Source organism: Ideonella sp. FW305-24, from assembly GCF_058788035.1.
In genome coordinates, this window is record NZ_JBYTAI010000015.1 from 42,843 (window position 1) to 56,009 (window position 13,167).

Annotated in this window: 11 protein-coding genes; 10 read left to right on the top strand and 1 reads right to left on the bottom strand. The window is 66.7% G+C overall.

All coding sequences use genetic code 11. The features are described from left to right. The first annotated feature begins 11 nt into the window (after positions 1-11). The 7 genes from AC3WR5_RS28090 (at position 12) to pyk (ending at position 8,646) form a co-directional block, all read left to right on the top strand. A complete protein-coding gene (locus tag AC3WR5_RS28090; RefSeq protein ID WP_492488769.1) occupies positions 12-1,757 on the top strand; it encodes a PQQ-dependent methanol/ethanol family dehydrogenase in 1,746 nt (581 codons plus the stop codon). Between the two features lie 117 nt (positions 1,758-1,874). Continuing rightward, positions 1,875-2,207, top strand: a complete 333-nt coding sequence (locus AC3WR5_RS28095) for a high-potential iron-sulfur protein (protein ID WP_141285809.1) — start codon at positions 1,875-1,877, stop codon at positions 2,205-2,207. 109 nt (positions 2,208-2,316) lie between these two features. Continuing rightward, positions 2,317-3,060: an AzlC family ABC transporter permease gene (locus AC3WR5_RS28100; protein WP_492488771.1), complete on the top strand. Its 744-nt coding sequence runs from the start codon at positions 2,317-2,319 to the stop codon at positions 3,058-3,060. Further along, a complete protein-coding gene (locus AC3WR5_RS28105) occupies positions 3,057-3,386 on the top strand; it encodes an AzlD domain-containing protein (protein ID WP_492488773.1) in 330 nt (109 codons plus the stop codon). Before AC3WR5_RS28100 ends, AC3WR5_RS28105 begins: the two co-directional genes overlap by 4 nt. A gap of 44 nt (positions 3,387-3,430) precedes the next feature. Then, positions 3,431-4,624 (top strand): phosphoglycerate kinase, encoded by a 1,194-nt coding sequence (locus AC3WR5_RS28110; protein ID WP_492488775.1) that lies wholly within the window; start codon positions 3,431-3,433, stop codon positions 4,622-4,624. Positions 4,625-4,771: 147 nt separating this feature from the next. Further along, entirely contained in the window at positions 4,772-7,093 is a 2,322-nt protein-coding gene (locus AC3WR5_RS28115; RefSeq protein ID WP_492488776.1) for an NADP-dependent malic enzyme, read from the top strand. A gap of 122 nt (positions 7,094-7,215) precedes the next feature. Next, positions 7,216-8,646 (top strand): pyruvate kinase, encoded by a 1,431-nt coding sequence (gene pyk / locus AC3WR5_RS28120; RefSeq protein WP_141285821.1) that lies wholly within the window; start codon positions 7,216-7,218, stop codon positions 8,644-8,646. 2 nt (positions 8,647-8,648) lie between these two features. Here the strand turns inward: pyk and AC3WR5_RS28125 are convergent, their stop codons facing one another. Next, the gene (locus AC3WR5_RS28125; RefSeq protein ID WP_492488778.1) at positions 8,649-9,668 is read right to left on the bottom strand and encodes an STAS-like domain-containing protein; all 1,020 of its coding nucleotides are present in this window, start codon (positions 9,666-9,668) and stop codon (positions 8,649-8,651) included. 301 nt (positions 9,669-9,969) lie between these two features. On the opposite strand from AC3WR5_RS28125, the gene fba reads away from it, so the two are divergent. From fba to AC3WR5_RS28140, 3 genes are all read left to right on the top strand, one after another. Further along, the gene (fba, locus tag AC3WR5_RS28130) at positions 9,970-11,034 is read left to right on the top strand and encodes a class II fructose-bisphosphate aldolase (protein ID WP_492488780.1); all 1,065 of its coding nucleotides are present in this window, start codon (positions 9,970-9,972) and stop codon (positions 11,032-11,034) included. 112 nt (positions 11,035-11,146) lie between these two features. Beyond that, positions 11,147-12,043 (top strand): phosphoribosylaminoimidazolesuccinocarboxamide synthase, encoded by an 897-nt coding sequence (locus AC3WR5_RS28135; RefSeq protein WP_492488782.1) that lies wholly within the window; start codon positions 11,147-11,149, stop codon positions 12,041-12,043. Between the two features lie 16 nt (positions 12,044-12,059). Further along, positions 12,060-13,163 (top strand): hypothetical protein, encoded by a 1,104-nt coding sequence (locus AC3WR5_RS28140; protein WP_141285830.1) that lies wholly within the window; start codon positions 12,060-12,062, stop codon positions 13,161-13,163. Positions 13,164-13,167: the final 4 nt, after the last annotated feature.

Below are 13,167 nucleotides of genomic sequence, written 5' to 3' on the forward strand. Positions count from 1 at the left end.
GTGGAGACAACATGCGACCGACTCTCTTGAACCTGTTGATGTGCATCGGGCTGGCCGCGGCGGCCAGCACCCATGCCGCCGGCGTGACCGATCAGATGATCGAAACCGAGTCTTCGGCCTCGGGCAATGTGCTGAGCTGGGGAGGCACGCCGCAAGGCCAGCGCTACTCGCCGCTCAAGCAGATCACCACTGCCAACGTCGGCAAGATGACGCCGGTCTGGGCCTTCTCGTTTGGCGGCGAAAAGCAGCGCGGGCAGGAGTCCCAGCCCGTCATCTACAACGGCAAGATGTTCGTCACCGCGTCCTACTCGCGCCTGTTCGCGCTGGACGCGGCCACCGGCAAGAAGCTGTGGAAGTACGAGCACCGCCTGCCCGAGGGCATCATGCCCTGCTGCGACGTGGTCAACCGCGGCGCAGCGCTGTTCGACAAGCTGGTCATCTTCGCCACGCTGGACGCCCAGCTGGTCGCGCTGAACCAGGACACCGGCGACCTGGTCTGGAAGACCAAGATCGACGACTACGCCGCCGGTTATTCCGCCACGGCTGCGCCCATCATTGCCGAGGGCCTGCTGCTGACCGGCGTGTCCGGTGGCGAGTTCGGCGTGGTCGGCCGCGTCGAAGCGCGCGACCCGCGCACCGGCAAGCTGGTCTGGACCCGCCCGACGGTCGAAGGCCACATGGGGTACCTCTGGGACAAGGATGGCAACAAGCAGGAAAACGGCATCTCCGGCACCACCAACCAGTCCTGGCCGGGCGACCTCTGGAAGACCGGCGGCGCGGCCACCTGGCTGGGCGGCACCTATGACCGCAAGACGGGGCTGGCCTACTTCGGCACCGGCAACCCGGCGCCATGGAACAGCCACCTGCGCAAGGGCGACAACCTCTTCTCCTGCTCCACCGTCGCGATCGACGTGAAGACCGGCCAGATCAAGTGGCACTACCAGGGCACGCCCAACGACAGCTGGGACTTCGACGGCGCCAACGAGTTCATCACCTTCGACATGGATGACAAGCGGGTCGGCGGCAAGGCCGATCGCAACGGCTTCTTCTACGTGATCGATGCCAACAACGGCAAGCTGGTCAACGCCTTCCCGTTTGTCAAGAAGATCACCTGGGCCACTGGTGTGGACCTGGCCACCGGGCGCCCGAACTTCGTGGCCGAGAACCGGCCCGGTGACCCGACTGTGGGCGACGGCAAGAAGGGCAGCGAAGTCTTCTCCGCGCCCGGCTTCCTGGGCGGCAAGAACCAGATGCCGATGGCCTACAGCCCGGACACGCAGCTGTTCTACGTGCCGTCTAACGAATGGGGCATGGAGATCTGGAACGAGCCCGTGGCATACAAGAAGGGCGCGGCCTACCTGGGTGCGGGCTTCACCATCCGGCCGCTCAACGAGGACTACATCGGCTCGCTGCGCGCCATGGACCCGAAGACCGGCAAGATCGTCTGGGAGGTGAAGAACAGCGCGCCGCTGTGGGGTGGCGTGCTGACCACCGGCGGCAACCTGGTGTTCTGGGGCACGCCAGAGGGCTACCTGAAGGCGGCCGATGCCAAGACCGGCAAGGTCGTCTGGCAGTTCCAGACCGGCTCCGGCGTGGTGGCGCCGCCGGTCACTTGGCAGCAGAACGGCGAGCAGTACGTGGGCGTTGCTTCCGGCTGGGGTGGTGCAGTGCCGCTGTGGGGCGGGGAAGTGGCCAAGAAGGTCAACTTCCTCGAACAGGGCGGGATGATGTGGGTGTTCAAGCTGCCCAAGGGCTAGAGGCTGACCCGCAGGCGCATGGCCTTTCCCGTTTCCCTTCCGCAGGGATTGAACCCGGGGGCATCGCTGGATGCCCCCCTCGCCGGGCCGCGCGCCGGTCCGGCTGGAGCTTGCAGCATGAACTCCCCCTTTTCACTTTCTTCCCGCCGTTTCTTCATGATCCAGGCGCTGGGCACTGTGGGCGCCAGCGTGGCGCTGCCGGCCTCCGCGCTGGCCGCGCCGGTGCATGTGGACGAAGCCGACGAAACCTCGGCCGCGCTGGGCTATAAGCACGACACCAGCAAGGTGGACGGCGCGAAATTCCCCAAGCACCAGGCCTCGCAACGCTGCGTGGACTGCGGCCTTTTCCAGGGCGCAGCCAGCGACGAATGGGCCGGCTGCGCGATGTTCGGCCGCAAGCAGGTCCATGCCAACGGCTGGTGCAACGCCTGGGTCAAGAAGCCTGCCTGAGGCTTGATGCGTCGCGCAGCGCTCTGATGGGGCGCGGGCGGTTGGTCAGGCCCGCAGGCAGATGCCGGCCTGAAATTCCGGCTGCCAGGGTCCATAGGACAATGGCGGCATGAGCGTTTCTGAGCCGCTGTGGCGGCATCCTGAATTCCGGCGTGGTGCACACGAGATGGTGGGCATTGCGCTGGGCATCGCGGCCTGGGGTCTGGTGACCGGCGTGGCGATGGTCAAAACCGGCCTGGGCGTGCCGCTGTCGGTGCTGATGTCCTTGCTGGTGTTCGCCGGCAGCGCGCAGCTGGCCACGCTGCCGCTGATCGTTTCCGGCGCGCCGATCTGGGTCGTCTGGGCCACGGCGATCTGCGTGAACCTGCGCTTCGTGATCTTCAGTGCGGGCTGGCGGCCTTATTTCGGCCACTTGCCGCGGCGCCAGCGCATGTGGCAGGCCTATTTCACGGCCGACCTGAACTACGTCTGCTTCATGCGGCGTTTCCCCGAGCCCAAGCCTTCGCCCGAGCAACTGCCTTATTTCTGGGGCGGCGCGGTGGTCAACTGGCTGGCCTGGCAAATCTTGTCGCTGCTGGGCATCTTCCTGGCCGACACCATCCCCACCGCCTGGGGCCTGGGCTTCGCCGGCACGCTGGCGCTGCTGGGCCTGACGGGCTCGCTGCTGTCTGACCGCGCGACCTGGCTCGCCGCCGCCGTGGCCGGCTGCGCTTCGGTGGCAGCCTACTCGCTGCCGCTGAAGCTCAACATCGTCACCGCGATTGCCGCGGCGATTGCCATCGGCGTGCTGCTGGATCACTTCAAGGCGCCGCCCGCGCCGACGACGGTGGCCAATCCCGGGGACCGCACATGAGCACCTGGGAAGCTGTGATTGCCTTGATCGGACTCGCGCTGATCACGGTGCTGACGCGTGGCTTTTTCCTGCTGCCCGAGCGCGAGGTGCCCATTCCCGCCTGGCTGCGCGAGGCGCTGCGTTACGCGCCGCTGGCCGCGCTGGTGGCGGTCGTCGTGCCGGAAACGGTGATGACGCAAGGCCACCTGATCCATGATTGGCGCGACGCGCGGCTGTTCGCCGCTGCGGCCGGCGCGCTGTGGTTCTGGTGGCGCCGCGGCATCCTCGGCACCATCGTTTGCGGCACCGTGGTGCTGCTGACGCTGCGGCTCACGCTGGGCTGGTGAGCACGGCTCGTATTTCCTCCCTTCACTTCAACCATCACACCACCATGAACGTCATCCGCTTTGCAGACCTCGTGGACCAGGGCAAGGTCTCTGGCCAGCGCGTGTTCATCCGCGCCGACCTCAACGTGCCGCAGGACAAGTCGGGCAACATCACCGAAGACACCCGCATCCGCGCTTCGGTGCCCTGCATCGAACTGGCGCTCAAGGCCGGTGCTGCGGTGATGGTCACCAGCCACCTGGGCCGCCCGACCGAAGGCGAGTTCAAGCCCGAGGATTCGCTGGCGCCGGTGGCCGTGCGCCTGGGCGAGTTGCTGGGCCGCGAGGTCAAGCTGGAGGCCAATTGGGTCGACGGTGTGGACGTCGCGCCGGGCCAGGTCGTGCTGCTGGAAAACTGCCGGGTGAACAAGGGCGAGAAGAAGAACGACGAAGTGCTGGCGAAGAAGATGGCCGCGCTGTGCGACATCTTCGTGCACGATGCATTTGGCACAGCGCACCGCGCCGAGGCCTCGACCTATGGCATCGCCCAGTTCGCCAAGATCGCCTGCGCCGGCCCGCTGCTGGCCGCCGAGATCGACGCGATCAACAAGGCGCTGGCCAATCCCAAGCGCCCGCTGGTGGCCATCGTCGCCGGCTCCAAGGTCTCGACCAAGCTGACCATCCTGCAGTCGCTGGCGAAGAACGTGGACGGCCTGATCGTCGGCGGCGGCATTGCCAACACCTTCCTGCTGGCCTCCGGTCTGAAGATCGGCAAGAGCCTGGTCGAGCTGGACCTGGTGGACCAGGCCAAGGCGGTGATCGAGGCGATGAAGGCACGCGGTGCCGCGGTGCCAGTCCCCACAGACGTGGTCTGCGCCAAGACCTTTGCCGCTGACGCGCCGGCCACCGTCAAGGCCGCGACCGACGTGGCCGACGACGACCTGATCCTGGACATCGGCCCCGAGACCGCCGCCAGGCTGGCCGCGCAGCTGAAGGCCGCCGGCACCATCGTCTGGAACGGTCCGGTCGGTGTGTTCGAGTTCGAGGCCTTTTCTCACGGCACCGAAACCATTGCCCGCGCGATTGCCGACAGCGAGGCCTTCAGCATCGCCGGCGGCGGCGACACACTGGCGGCCATCGCCAAGTACGGCATCGAGAAGGATGTGGGCTACATCTCGACCGGCGGCGGCGCCTTCCTCGAAGTGTTGGAAGGCAAGACCCTGCCGGCCTTCGAGATCCTGAGCAAGCGCGCGCAAGGCTGAGCGCCGGCTGCGGGCATGAGATCATGCATTTTTTGCATGATTGTGGGTTTCCCTTAGGGCCGCCGGTTTTGCAGGGATAGATTGGGGTGGATGCACTTGGCGTTGGGCCAGGCGCACCCACGCTTCTGTTCCTCACCTGTTGTGTCCATGACCAAGCCTTCCTTGTCTCCCGCCGAACAGGCCCTGCGCGAAGCCGCGCTCGAGTATCACCGCAGCCCGACCCGCGGCAAGATCGCGGTCACGCCGACCAAGGCCCTGCTGAACCAGCGGGACCTGTCGTTGGCTTATTCCCCGGGCGTGGCCTATCCGTGCCTGGCGATTGAGCAAGACCCGTCGCTGGCAGCGGAGTACACCTCGCGCGCCAACCTGGTCGGCGTGGTGACCAATGGCACGGCGGTGCTGGGCCTGGGCAACATCGGGCCGCTGGCCAGCAAGCCGGTGATGGAAGGCAAGGGCTGCCTGTTCAAGAAGTTCGCCGGCATCGACGTGTTCGACATCGAACTGGCCGAGAACGATCCGGACAAGCTGGTCGAGATCATTGCCGCGATGGAGCCGACGCTGGGCGGCGTGAACCTGGAAGACATCAAGGCGCCCGAGTGCTTCTACATCGAGAAGAAGCTGCGCGAGCGCATGAACATCCCGGTCTTCCATGACGACCAGCATGGCACGGCCATCATCTCCAGCGCTGCGCTGCTCAACGGGCTGGAACTGGTGGGCAAGCAGATCGGCGAAGTGAAGGTGGCCGTCTCGGGCGCTGGTGCCGCGGCCATTGCCTGCCTGGACGTGATGGTTGGCCTGGGCGTGAAACGCGAGCACATCTTCGTCTGCGACTCCAAGGGCGTGATCCAGAGCGAGCGCGACGATGCGCGAAGCGGCAAGCTGGACGAGTCCAAGCAGCGCTACTGCCAGGTCACGCTGGCCCGCACGCTGAGCGACGTGATCGAAGGCGCGGACGTGTTCCTTGGCTGCTCCACCGCCGGCGTGCTGACCGCCGAGATGGTCAAGAAGATGGGCACTCAGCCCATCATCCTGGCGCTGGCCAACCCGGAGCCGGAGATCCGCCCCGAGCTGGCCAAGGCCGCGCGGCCGGACTGCATCATCGCCACCGGCCGGTCGGACTACCCGAACCAGGTCAACAACGTCCTCTGCTTCCCGTACATCTTCCGCGGCGCGCTGGACTGTGGCGCCACCCGCATCACCGAAGAGATGAAGCTGGCCTGCGTGCGCGAGATCGCAGCACTCGCCAAGGCTGAGGCGTCCGACGAAGTGGCGGCGGCCTATGCCGGCAAGGAGCTGAAGTTCGGCCCGGAATACCTGATCCCGACGCCGTTCGACGCCCGGCTGATCCTGCGCATCGCCCCGGCCGTGGCCAAGGCGGCAGAGGCCTCCGGTGTGGCCACCCGGCCGATCACCGACATGGACGCTTACCGCGACGTGCTGAGCCGCTACGTCTACCAGACCGGCATGTTCATGCGCCCGGTGTTCGCCGCGGCCAAGCTGCAGCCGGCGCGCGTGGTCTATGCCGAGGGTGAAGACGAGCGTGTGCTGCGTGCGGTGCAGGCGGTGCTGGACGAAGGCCTGGCCAAGCCCATCCTGATCGGCCGCCCGGCGGTGATCGCGATGCGCATCGAGCGCGCCGGCCTGCGCCTGAAGCCAGGCGTGGACTTCGAGGTCGTGGACCCTGAAGACGACCCGCGCTACCGCGCCTGCTGGGAGGACTATCACAAGCTGATGGGCCGCGACGGCGTGTCGCCAGAGGCTGCCAAGGCGGCGCTGCGCCGCTCCAACACCTTGATCGGCGCGATGCTGCTGCGCCGCGGTGATGCGGACGCGATGCTGTGCGGCCTGGTGGGTCGCTTCGATGGCCACTTCGAACACGTCAAGGCGGTGATCGGGCCGCGGCCTGGCATCACGACGATGGCGACCATGAATGCGCTGATGCTGGACCAGCACACGTTGTTCATCACCGACACCTTCGTCAACGAAGCGCCGTCGGCCGAGGAACTGTGCGACATCGCGCTGATGGCTGCCGAAGAAGTGCAGCGCTTTGGCCTGCCGCCCAAACTGGCCTTCCTCAGCCACTCGATGTACGGCTCGTCGACCCGGCCCAGCGCCAAGCGCATGCGCGCCGCCCGCGACCTGTTCGTGCAGCGTGCGCCCGAGATCGAGTGCGATGGCGAGATGCACGGCGACGCCGCGCTGTCGGAAGACATCCGCCAGGCCATCCTGCCCGAGAGCACTTTGAGCGGCAGTGCCAACGTGCTGGTGATGCCCAACCTCGACGCCGCGAACATCCTGTTCAACGTGCTGAAGGTGACCAGCGGCCACAACGTGACGGTCGGCCCCATCCTCCTCGGCGCCGCCGCGCCGGTGCATGTGCTGACGCCTTCGGCCACGATGCGCCGCGTGGTCAACATGACCGCGCTGGCGGTGGCCGACGTGGCCGCGCAGCGCGCCGCAGCGAAGTGAAATGGGCGCGGACCGGCCGCGCGGCGGCGGTCCGCGATTTCACCGTTTTGCGTTGGTAATTCGCTTGTAACGCCAAGCGCCCGCGGCTGCGGATAATGAGGCCCCCCTCAGGAGACCGCTTCATGTCCCGTGCCACCAAAATCGTCGCCACCCTTGGCCCAGCTTCCAGTGACGCGGAGGTCCTGGAGCGCTTGTTGCAGGCTGGCGTGGACGTGGTGCGGCTGAACTTCAGCCACGGCAAGGCGCAAGACCACATCGACCGTGCGAACCTGGTGCGCCAGTGCGCCGCCAAGGTCGGCAAGACGGTTGCGCTGATGGCCGACCTGCAGGGCCCGAAGATCCGCGTCGGCAAGTTCGAGCAGGGCAAGGTGATGCTGGAGAACGGCATGCCGTTCGTACTGGATGCGGCCCGCACCGAGCCTGGCGACATCGAAGGCGTGGGCCTTGACTACAAGGAACTGCCGCGCGACGTGAAGCCCGGCGACGTGCTGCTGCTCAACGACGGCCTGATCGTGCTGACGGTCGACCGCGTGCAGGGCGACAAGGTCTTCACGCTGGTGAAGATCGGCGGCGAGCTGTCCAACAACAAGGGCATCAACAAGCAGGGCGGCGGCCTGACCGCGCCGGCGCTGACCGGCAAGGACATGGAAGACATCAAGACCGCGATGAGCTTCCAGTGCGATTACCTGGCCGTGAGCTTTCCCAAGAATGCCACCGACATGGAAATGGCGCGCCAGCTGGCCAATGTGGCCGGCGAACCGTGGCGCCACAAGCCGGCGATGATCGCCAAGATCGAGCGCAGCGAAGCCATCCCGCACCTGGAAGCCATCCTGAAGGCCAGCGACGGCATCATGGTCGCGCGCGGCGACCTGGCGGTGGAAGTGGGCAACGCGGCGGTGCCGGCGCTGCAAAAACGCATGATCCGCATGGCCCGCGAGATGGACAAGATTGCCATCACGGCCACACAGATGATGGAGTCGATGATCGTCAACCCGGTGCCGACGCGCGCTGAAGTGAGCGACGTGGCGAATGCCGTGCTGGACGGCACCGACGCGGTGATGCTGAGCGCCGAGACCGCCGCCGGCCGTTATCCGGTGGAAACCGTGGAGCAGATGGCGCAGATCGCGCTGGAGGCCGAGCGCGCCGACGACGTGCGGCTGGACGCCGACTTCACCAACAAGCGCTTCGGCCGCATCGACCAGTCGATTGCGATGGGCGCGCTGTTCACCGCGCACCACCTCGGCTGCAAGGCCATCATCGCGCTGACCGAATCGGGTTCGACGGCGCTGTGGATGAGCCGTTACCGCATCAAGGTGCCGATCTACGGCCTGACCAGCAAGGCCGGCTCGCAGACCCGCATGGCGCTCTACCGCAACGTGCGCCCGATCCTGATGCCCACCCACACCGACCGCGACCAGGCCCTGGCCGAAGCCGAACGCCTGCTGGTGGCACGTGGGGCTTTGAAGCCTGGCGACACTTACGCCATCACCTGCGGCGAGCCGATGGGCCACCCCGGCGGTACGAACATGTTGAAAGTCTGCATGGTCCGCTGATTTCAGCTGGCTTGAACCGCCGCGATCATCGCGGCCACATTTCTGCTCGCGTTGCGGATCTGCAGTTCGACTTGCTGCTGGTCGCGGGCAAAGACGCGGAAGAGTTCGTCGGCGAAACCTTGGCCGATGCGCTCGACACCGCTGAAGTCCAGCTCGGCCTGCTTGAACTGGCCCAGGCGGGCGGCGACGCGGCGGGCCTGCGAGCGGGATTCGAGGGCCACGTGTTCGCCGGTCAGCAGGCGCAGCGGCAGCGTGGTGCGTTCGAAGCCATAGCTTTCGCCGTCCAGGCTGGCCGAGCGCATCACCTGTTCCAGCGTGCGCGAGGTGTCCAGTGCAATCGCCAGATAGACCGCGCTGCCGCTCTGGCGCATGGCCTTGCCCTGCACCCAGTGCGATTCGCGCCACTCTCGGTGTTGGAAAGCGTGCGAATTGGCGTGCAGATCGAACACGTCGGCCAGGCGAGAGGTGAAAAACAGGCCGCGGCCGGTGTGGCGCTGCGGGCTGCTGGTCAGCTTGCCCTTGCTCAGTTCCAGCATCGCGGCGGCGGGGTCTTCGATGTCGAAGCCCTCGCGGATCTTGTCGAACAGGCCGCGGCCGTCGTCCGACACCAGCAACTGGGCATGGTTGTTCGTCTGGCGCAGCGAGATGGCGACCTGCGTGCCTTCGCTGTGGTCAATGGCATTGTTCAGCAGCTCGGTGAAGGCGTGCTGCATCATTTCGCGCACATGGACGGGCAGCGAGAAATGCAGCGCAAAGTCGCGTGCCCAGGGACGGTCTTCGTCCAGGCCTTGCAGCGGGTAGCGCTGCACGATCTGGCGCATGGGGCCAGCCTCGAATTGCGGCCGGTTGAGCGGGCCGGAGCGCTTCAGCCAGCCCAGTTCGGTCAGCTGGTGCACCAACCGGCGCGCCTTGGCCAGAGAGCAGCCGGCGCGGGCGGCCACGGCTTGCGCCAGGCCGCTGGGGTGCCGCTGCACCAGCGAGGTGATCCAGGTGGTGGCGGAAGCGAGATCGGTGCGGGCCATGGGACTTCTCCGGCGCACGGGCGCCCTGTGAACATGCTTGAACGAGATTGGGCTCAAGTTTTGCCCGGCCAAGCCGATGGGCAGCGCCGGAAAAGGCGGGGAAAGGCACGGGATTTGCGGCGATATGGCGCAGTTGCCGGCAGGCCGGCGCCCAAGAACTGGGGGCTGAAGCCCCCGTCGGCGCCCTGCGGTCGTTAGAATTTGGCGAGTTACGGCGTGGTTACGAAGAGTGCAGGACTGCCGCGGGCAGCCTTCTGCCGCCGGCCCGCCCTCAGGATTTTTCACTCTCTCGGAGCAGACCATGCCTCTCGTTTCCATGCGCCAACTGCTGGACCATGCCGCCGAAAACGGCTACGGCATCCCGGCATTCAACGTCAACAATCTGGAGCAGGTGCAGGCCGTGATGTCGGCCGCGGCCGAAGTCAACGCGCCGGTGATCCTGCAGGCCAGTGCCGGCGCCCGTAAATATGCCGGCGAGCATTTCATCAAGCACCTGATCCAGGCGGCCGTGGAAACCTGGCCGCAAGTCCCGCTGGTGATGCACCAGGACCATGGACAGAGCCCGGCGATCTGCCAGGGTGCGATCGACCTGGGCTTCGGCTCGGTGATGATGGACGGCTCGCTGCGCGAGGACGGCAAGACGCCGGCCTCGTTCGACTACAACGTCGACGTGACGCGCCGCGTGGTCGAGATGGCGCACAAGGTCGGTGTCACGGTCGAGGGTGAGCTGGGCTGCCTGGGCAACCTGGAAACCGGCGACGCTGGCGAGGAGGACGGCATTGGCGCCGACGTGAAGCTGGACCACAGCCAGATGTTGACCGACCCGGAAGAGGCGGCGGTGTTCGTCAAGGCCACGCAGCTGGACGCGCTGGCGATTGCCATCGGCACCAGCCACGGCGCCTACAAGTTCAGCCGCAAGCCCACCGGTGACATCCTGGCCATCAGCCGCGTCAAGGAAATCCACAAGCGCATTCCCAACACCCACCTGGTGATGCACGGTTCCTCCTCCGTCCCGCAGGAGCTGCTGGCGCAGATCAACCAGTACGGCGGCAAGATGAAGGAGACCTTTGGTGTGCCGGTCGAGGAGATCCAGGAGGCCATCAAGTTCGGCGTGCGCAAGATCAACATCGACACCGACATCCGCCTGGCGATGACCGGCGCGGTGCGCAAGTTCCTGGCCGAGAACCCCGACAAGTTCGACGCGCGCGAATGGCTCAAGCCGGCCCGCGAGGCGGCAATGAAGGTCTGCAAGCAGCGCTACCTGGAGTTTGGCTGCGAAGGCCAGGCGGGCAAGATCAAGGCCGTGCCGCTGGCGGACGTGGCCCGCCGCTATGCGCTGGGCGAACTGGCGCAGACCGTCAACTGACAGGCTTGCACCGCGACCTCTCTGTTAGGCTGCATTCGCGAAACCGCCCGCCGGCAGTGCCCATGCCGCGCGGGCGGTTTTACAATCGCCTGTTGTTCACTTGAGATTTTTCATGGACCACGCGCTGCACGAAAGCTCCCTGCATTCCCTTCCTCTGCTGGCCCGTGGCAAGGTGCGAGACAACTATGCGGTCGGCGAGGACCGTATCCTGATGATTGCCTCGGACCGCCTGTCGGCCTTCGACGTCGTCATGGCCGAGCCGATTCCGGGCAAGGGCGCGCTGCTCACGCAGATGGCGCTGTTCTGGTTCGACAAGCTGGGTCATGTGGTGCCCAACCACCTGACCGGCGACGCGCCGGAATCGGTCGTCGAGCCCGATGAGGTGGCGCAGGTCAAGGGCCGGGCAATGCTGGTCAAGCGCCTGAAGCCGATCCCGGTCGAGGCGGTGGTGCGCGGTTACCTCGCCGGCTCGGGCTGGAAGGAATACCAGGAAAGCCAGTCGGTCTGCGGCGAGAAGCTGCCGGCCGGCCTGAAAAACGCCTCCAAGCTGCCGCAACCCATCTTCACGCCGGCCACCAAGGCCGAGATGGGCGAGCACGACGAGAACATCTCGTTTGCGCAGATGGAAAAGCAGATCGGCGCCGAGCTGGCGGCCAAGATGCGCGAGGTCGCCATCCGCCTCTACGAGGAGGCCGCCGCCTTTGCGCTGACCAAGGGCATCATCATTGCCGACACCAAGTTCGAGTTCGGCCTGGACGCCGACGGCACGCTGACGCTGATGGACGAGGTGCTGACGCCCGACTCCTCGCGCTACTGGCCGGTCGAGGGCTACCAGGAAGGCATCAACCCGCCGAGCTACGACAAGCAGTTTGTACGCGACTGGCTGGAGCAGGTCACGGTGGACGGCAAGCCCTGGGGCAAGACCGCACCCGCGCCGGCGCTGCCGGCCGAGGTGGTGCGGCACACGGCTGCCAAGTACCGCGAGGCGCTCGAGCGCCTCACCGGCTGAAGCGGGGCGCATTGCAATGGCCTCCCGTCTGATCGAGCGGCTGGACGCGGCGATTGTCAGCGCCGATGACCCGGTCCAGCGTGAATGCCTGAAGGCTGAACGTGCCGGCGCGCTGGCCCGCCACGGCCTGCTGGCCGATGCCCGCTTTGCCCTGGCGGGGCTGCGCACCCAGAGCCAGCGCCGACGCTCGGCGCGGCTCAGTGCGTGGGTCTGGCTGGTGGACGGGCAGATCGACCACTTCGAGGCGCTGGCGCCCAAGGCCAAGGACAAGTTCCGCCGCAGCCGCGAGCTGGCGATGGAGGCCGGCGACACCGCGATGCAGGCCCTGGCTTCGGCATGGCTGGCCAGCTGCAGCTGGAACGAATCCAGCATGACGCAGATGGCCGGGCAGCTGCTGGAGACGCTGCAACTGGCCGCACCCGACCACCACAGCGCCCGCGCCCGTGCCGGGCTGGTGCTGGCAGACGCCTACCGCTTCGCGGGTGACGACGAGGCCTCGCAGGTCTGGTACCTGAAGGCCCGCACCCATGCCAGCGCCGATGGCGACGGCTCGATGATCAGCGCGCTGCTGCACAACATCTCGGCGATGCGCTCGGCGCGCATCGGGCTTGACGATGCCTTTGGCCACACCGACCTGGACGTGGCCGCCAAGGCCTTGCTGGAAGCCGAGTCCACCGCGAACTACGACTGGGGCGCAGGTGCCGTGGCGCTGACCGCGATGGTGCCGATCCAGCTGCGCGCGCAGTTGCTGGTCGTGCTGGGCCGTTTCGACGAGGCCGTGGCCTTGTTCGATGCCTACCTGGGCCGCGCCCGCAGCGAAGGCATGGCTTACCGCGAGCCGCGTTTCCTGGCCGACCGGGCCTGGTGCCATGTGTGCAGCCAGCGCCTGGCCGAAGGCCTGCGGGATGCGCGCCAGGCCGAGCGCGGCCTGGCCTCGCAGTTCGATGCCGACGATTGGGCGGCGACCCACGCCCGCCTGGCCCGGGTGTTTGGCGCTTGCCAGCTGCCCGACGAAGCGGCGGTGCACCAGGCTCGCGCCGAGGAGTCGCTGGCACTGCACAAAGTGCACCAGCAGTCGATGCGCGAGACCCTCGCCACGACGCTGCGAGAAGTCATTTGAAGGG

What these genes read in the sequence shown, in the direction of transcription:
- AC3WR5_RS28090 (WP_492488769.1), top strand. Translation starts at nt 12, where the DNA reads ATGCGACCGACTCTCTTGAACCTGTTGATGTGCATCGGGCTGGCCGCG.
- AC3WR5_RS28095 (WP_141285809.1), top strand. Translation starts at nt 1,875, where the DNA reads ATGAACTCCCCCTTTTCACTTTCTTCCCGCCGTTTCTTCATGATCCAG.
- AC3WR5_RS28100 (WP_492488771.1), top strand. Translation starts at nt 2,317, where the DNA reads ATGAGCGTTTCTGAGCCGCTGTGGCGGCATCCTGAATTCCGGCGTGGT.
- AC3WR5_RS28105 (WP_492488773.1), top strand. Translation starts at nt 3,057, where the DNA reads ATGAGCACCTGGGAAGCTGTGATTGCCTTGATCGGACTCGCGCTGATC.
- AC3WR5_RS28110 (WP_492488775.1), top strand. Translation starts at nt 3,431, where the DNA reads ATGAACGTCATCCGCTTTGCAGACCTCGTGGACCAGGGCAAGGTCTCT.
- AC3WR5_RS28115 (WP_492488776.1), top strand. Translation starts at nt 4,772, where the DNA reads ATGACCAAGCCTTCCTTGTCTCCCGCCGAACAGGCCCTGCGCGAAGCC.
- pyk (WP_141285821.1), top strand. Translation starts at nt 7,216, where the DNA reads ATGTCCCGTGCCACCAAAATCGTCGCCACCCTTGGCCCAGCTTCCAGT.
- AC3WR5_RS28125 (WP_492488778.1), bottom strand. Translation starts at nt 9,668, where the DNA reads ATGGCCCGCACCGATCTCGCTTCCGCCACCACCTGGATCACCTCGCTG.
- fba (WP_492488780.1), top strand. Translation starts at nt 9,970, where the DNA reads ATGCCTCTCGTTTCCATGCGCCAACTGCTGGACCATGCCGCCGAAAAC.
- AC3WR5_RS28135 (WP_492488782.1), top strand. Translation starts at nt 11,147, where the DNA reads ATGGACCACGCGCTGCACGAAAGCTCCCTGCATTCCCTTCCTCTGCTG.
- AC3WR5_RS28140 (WP_141285830.1), top strand. Translation starts at nt 12,060, where the DNA reads ATGGCCTCCCGTCTGATCGAGCGGCTGGACGCGGCGATTGTCAGCGCC.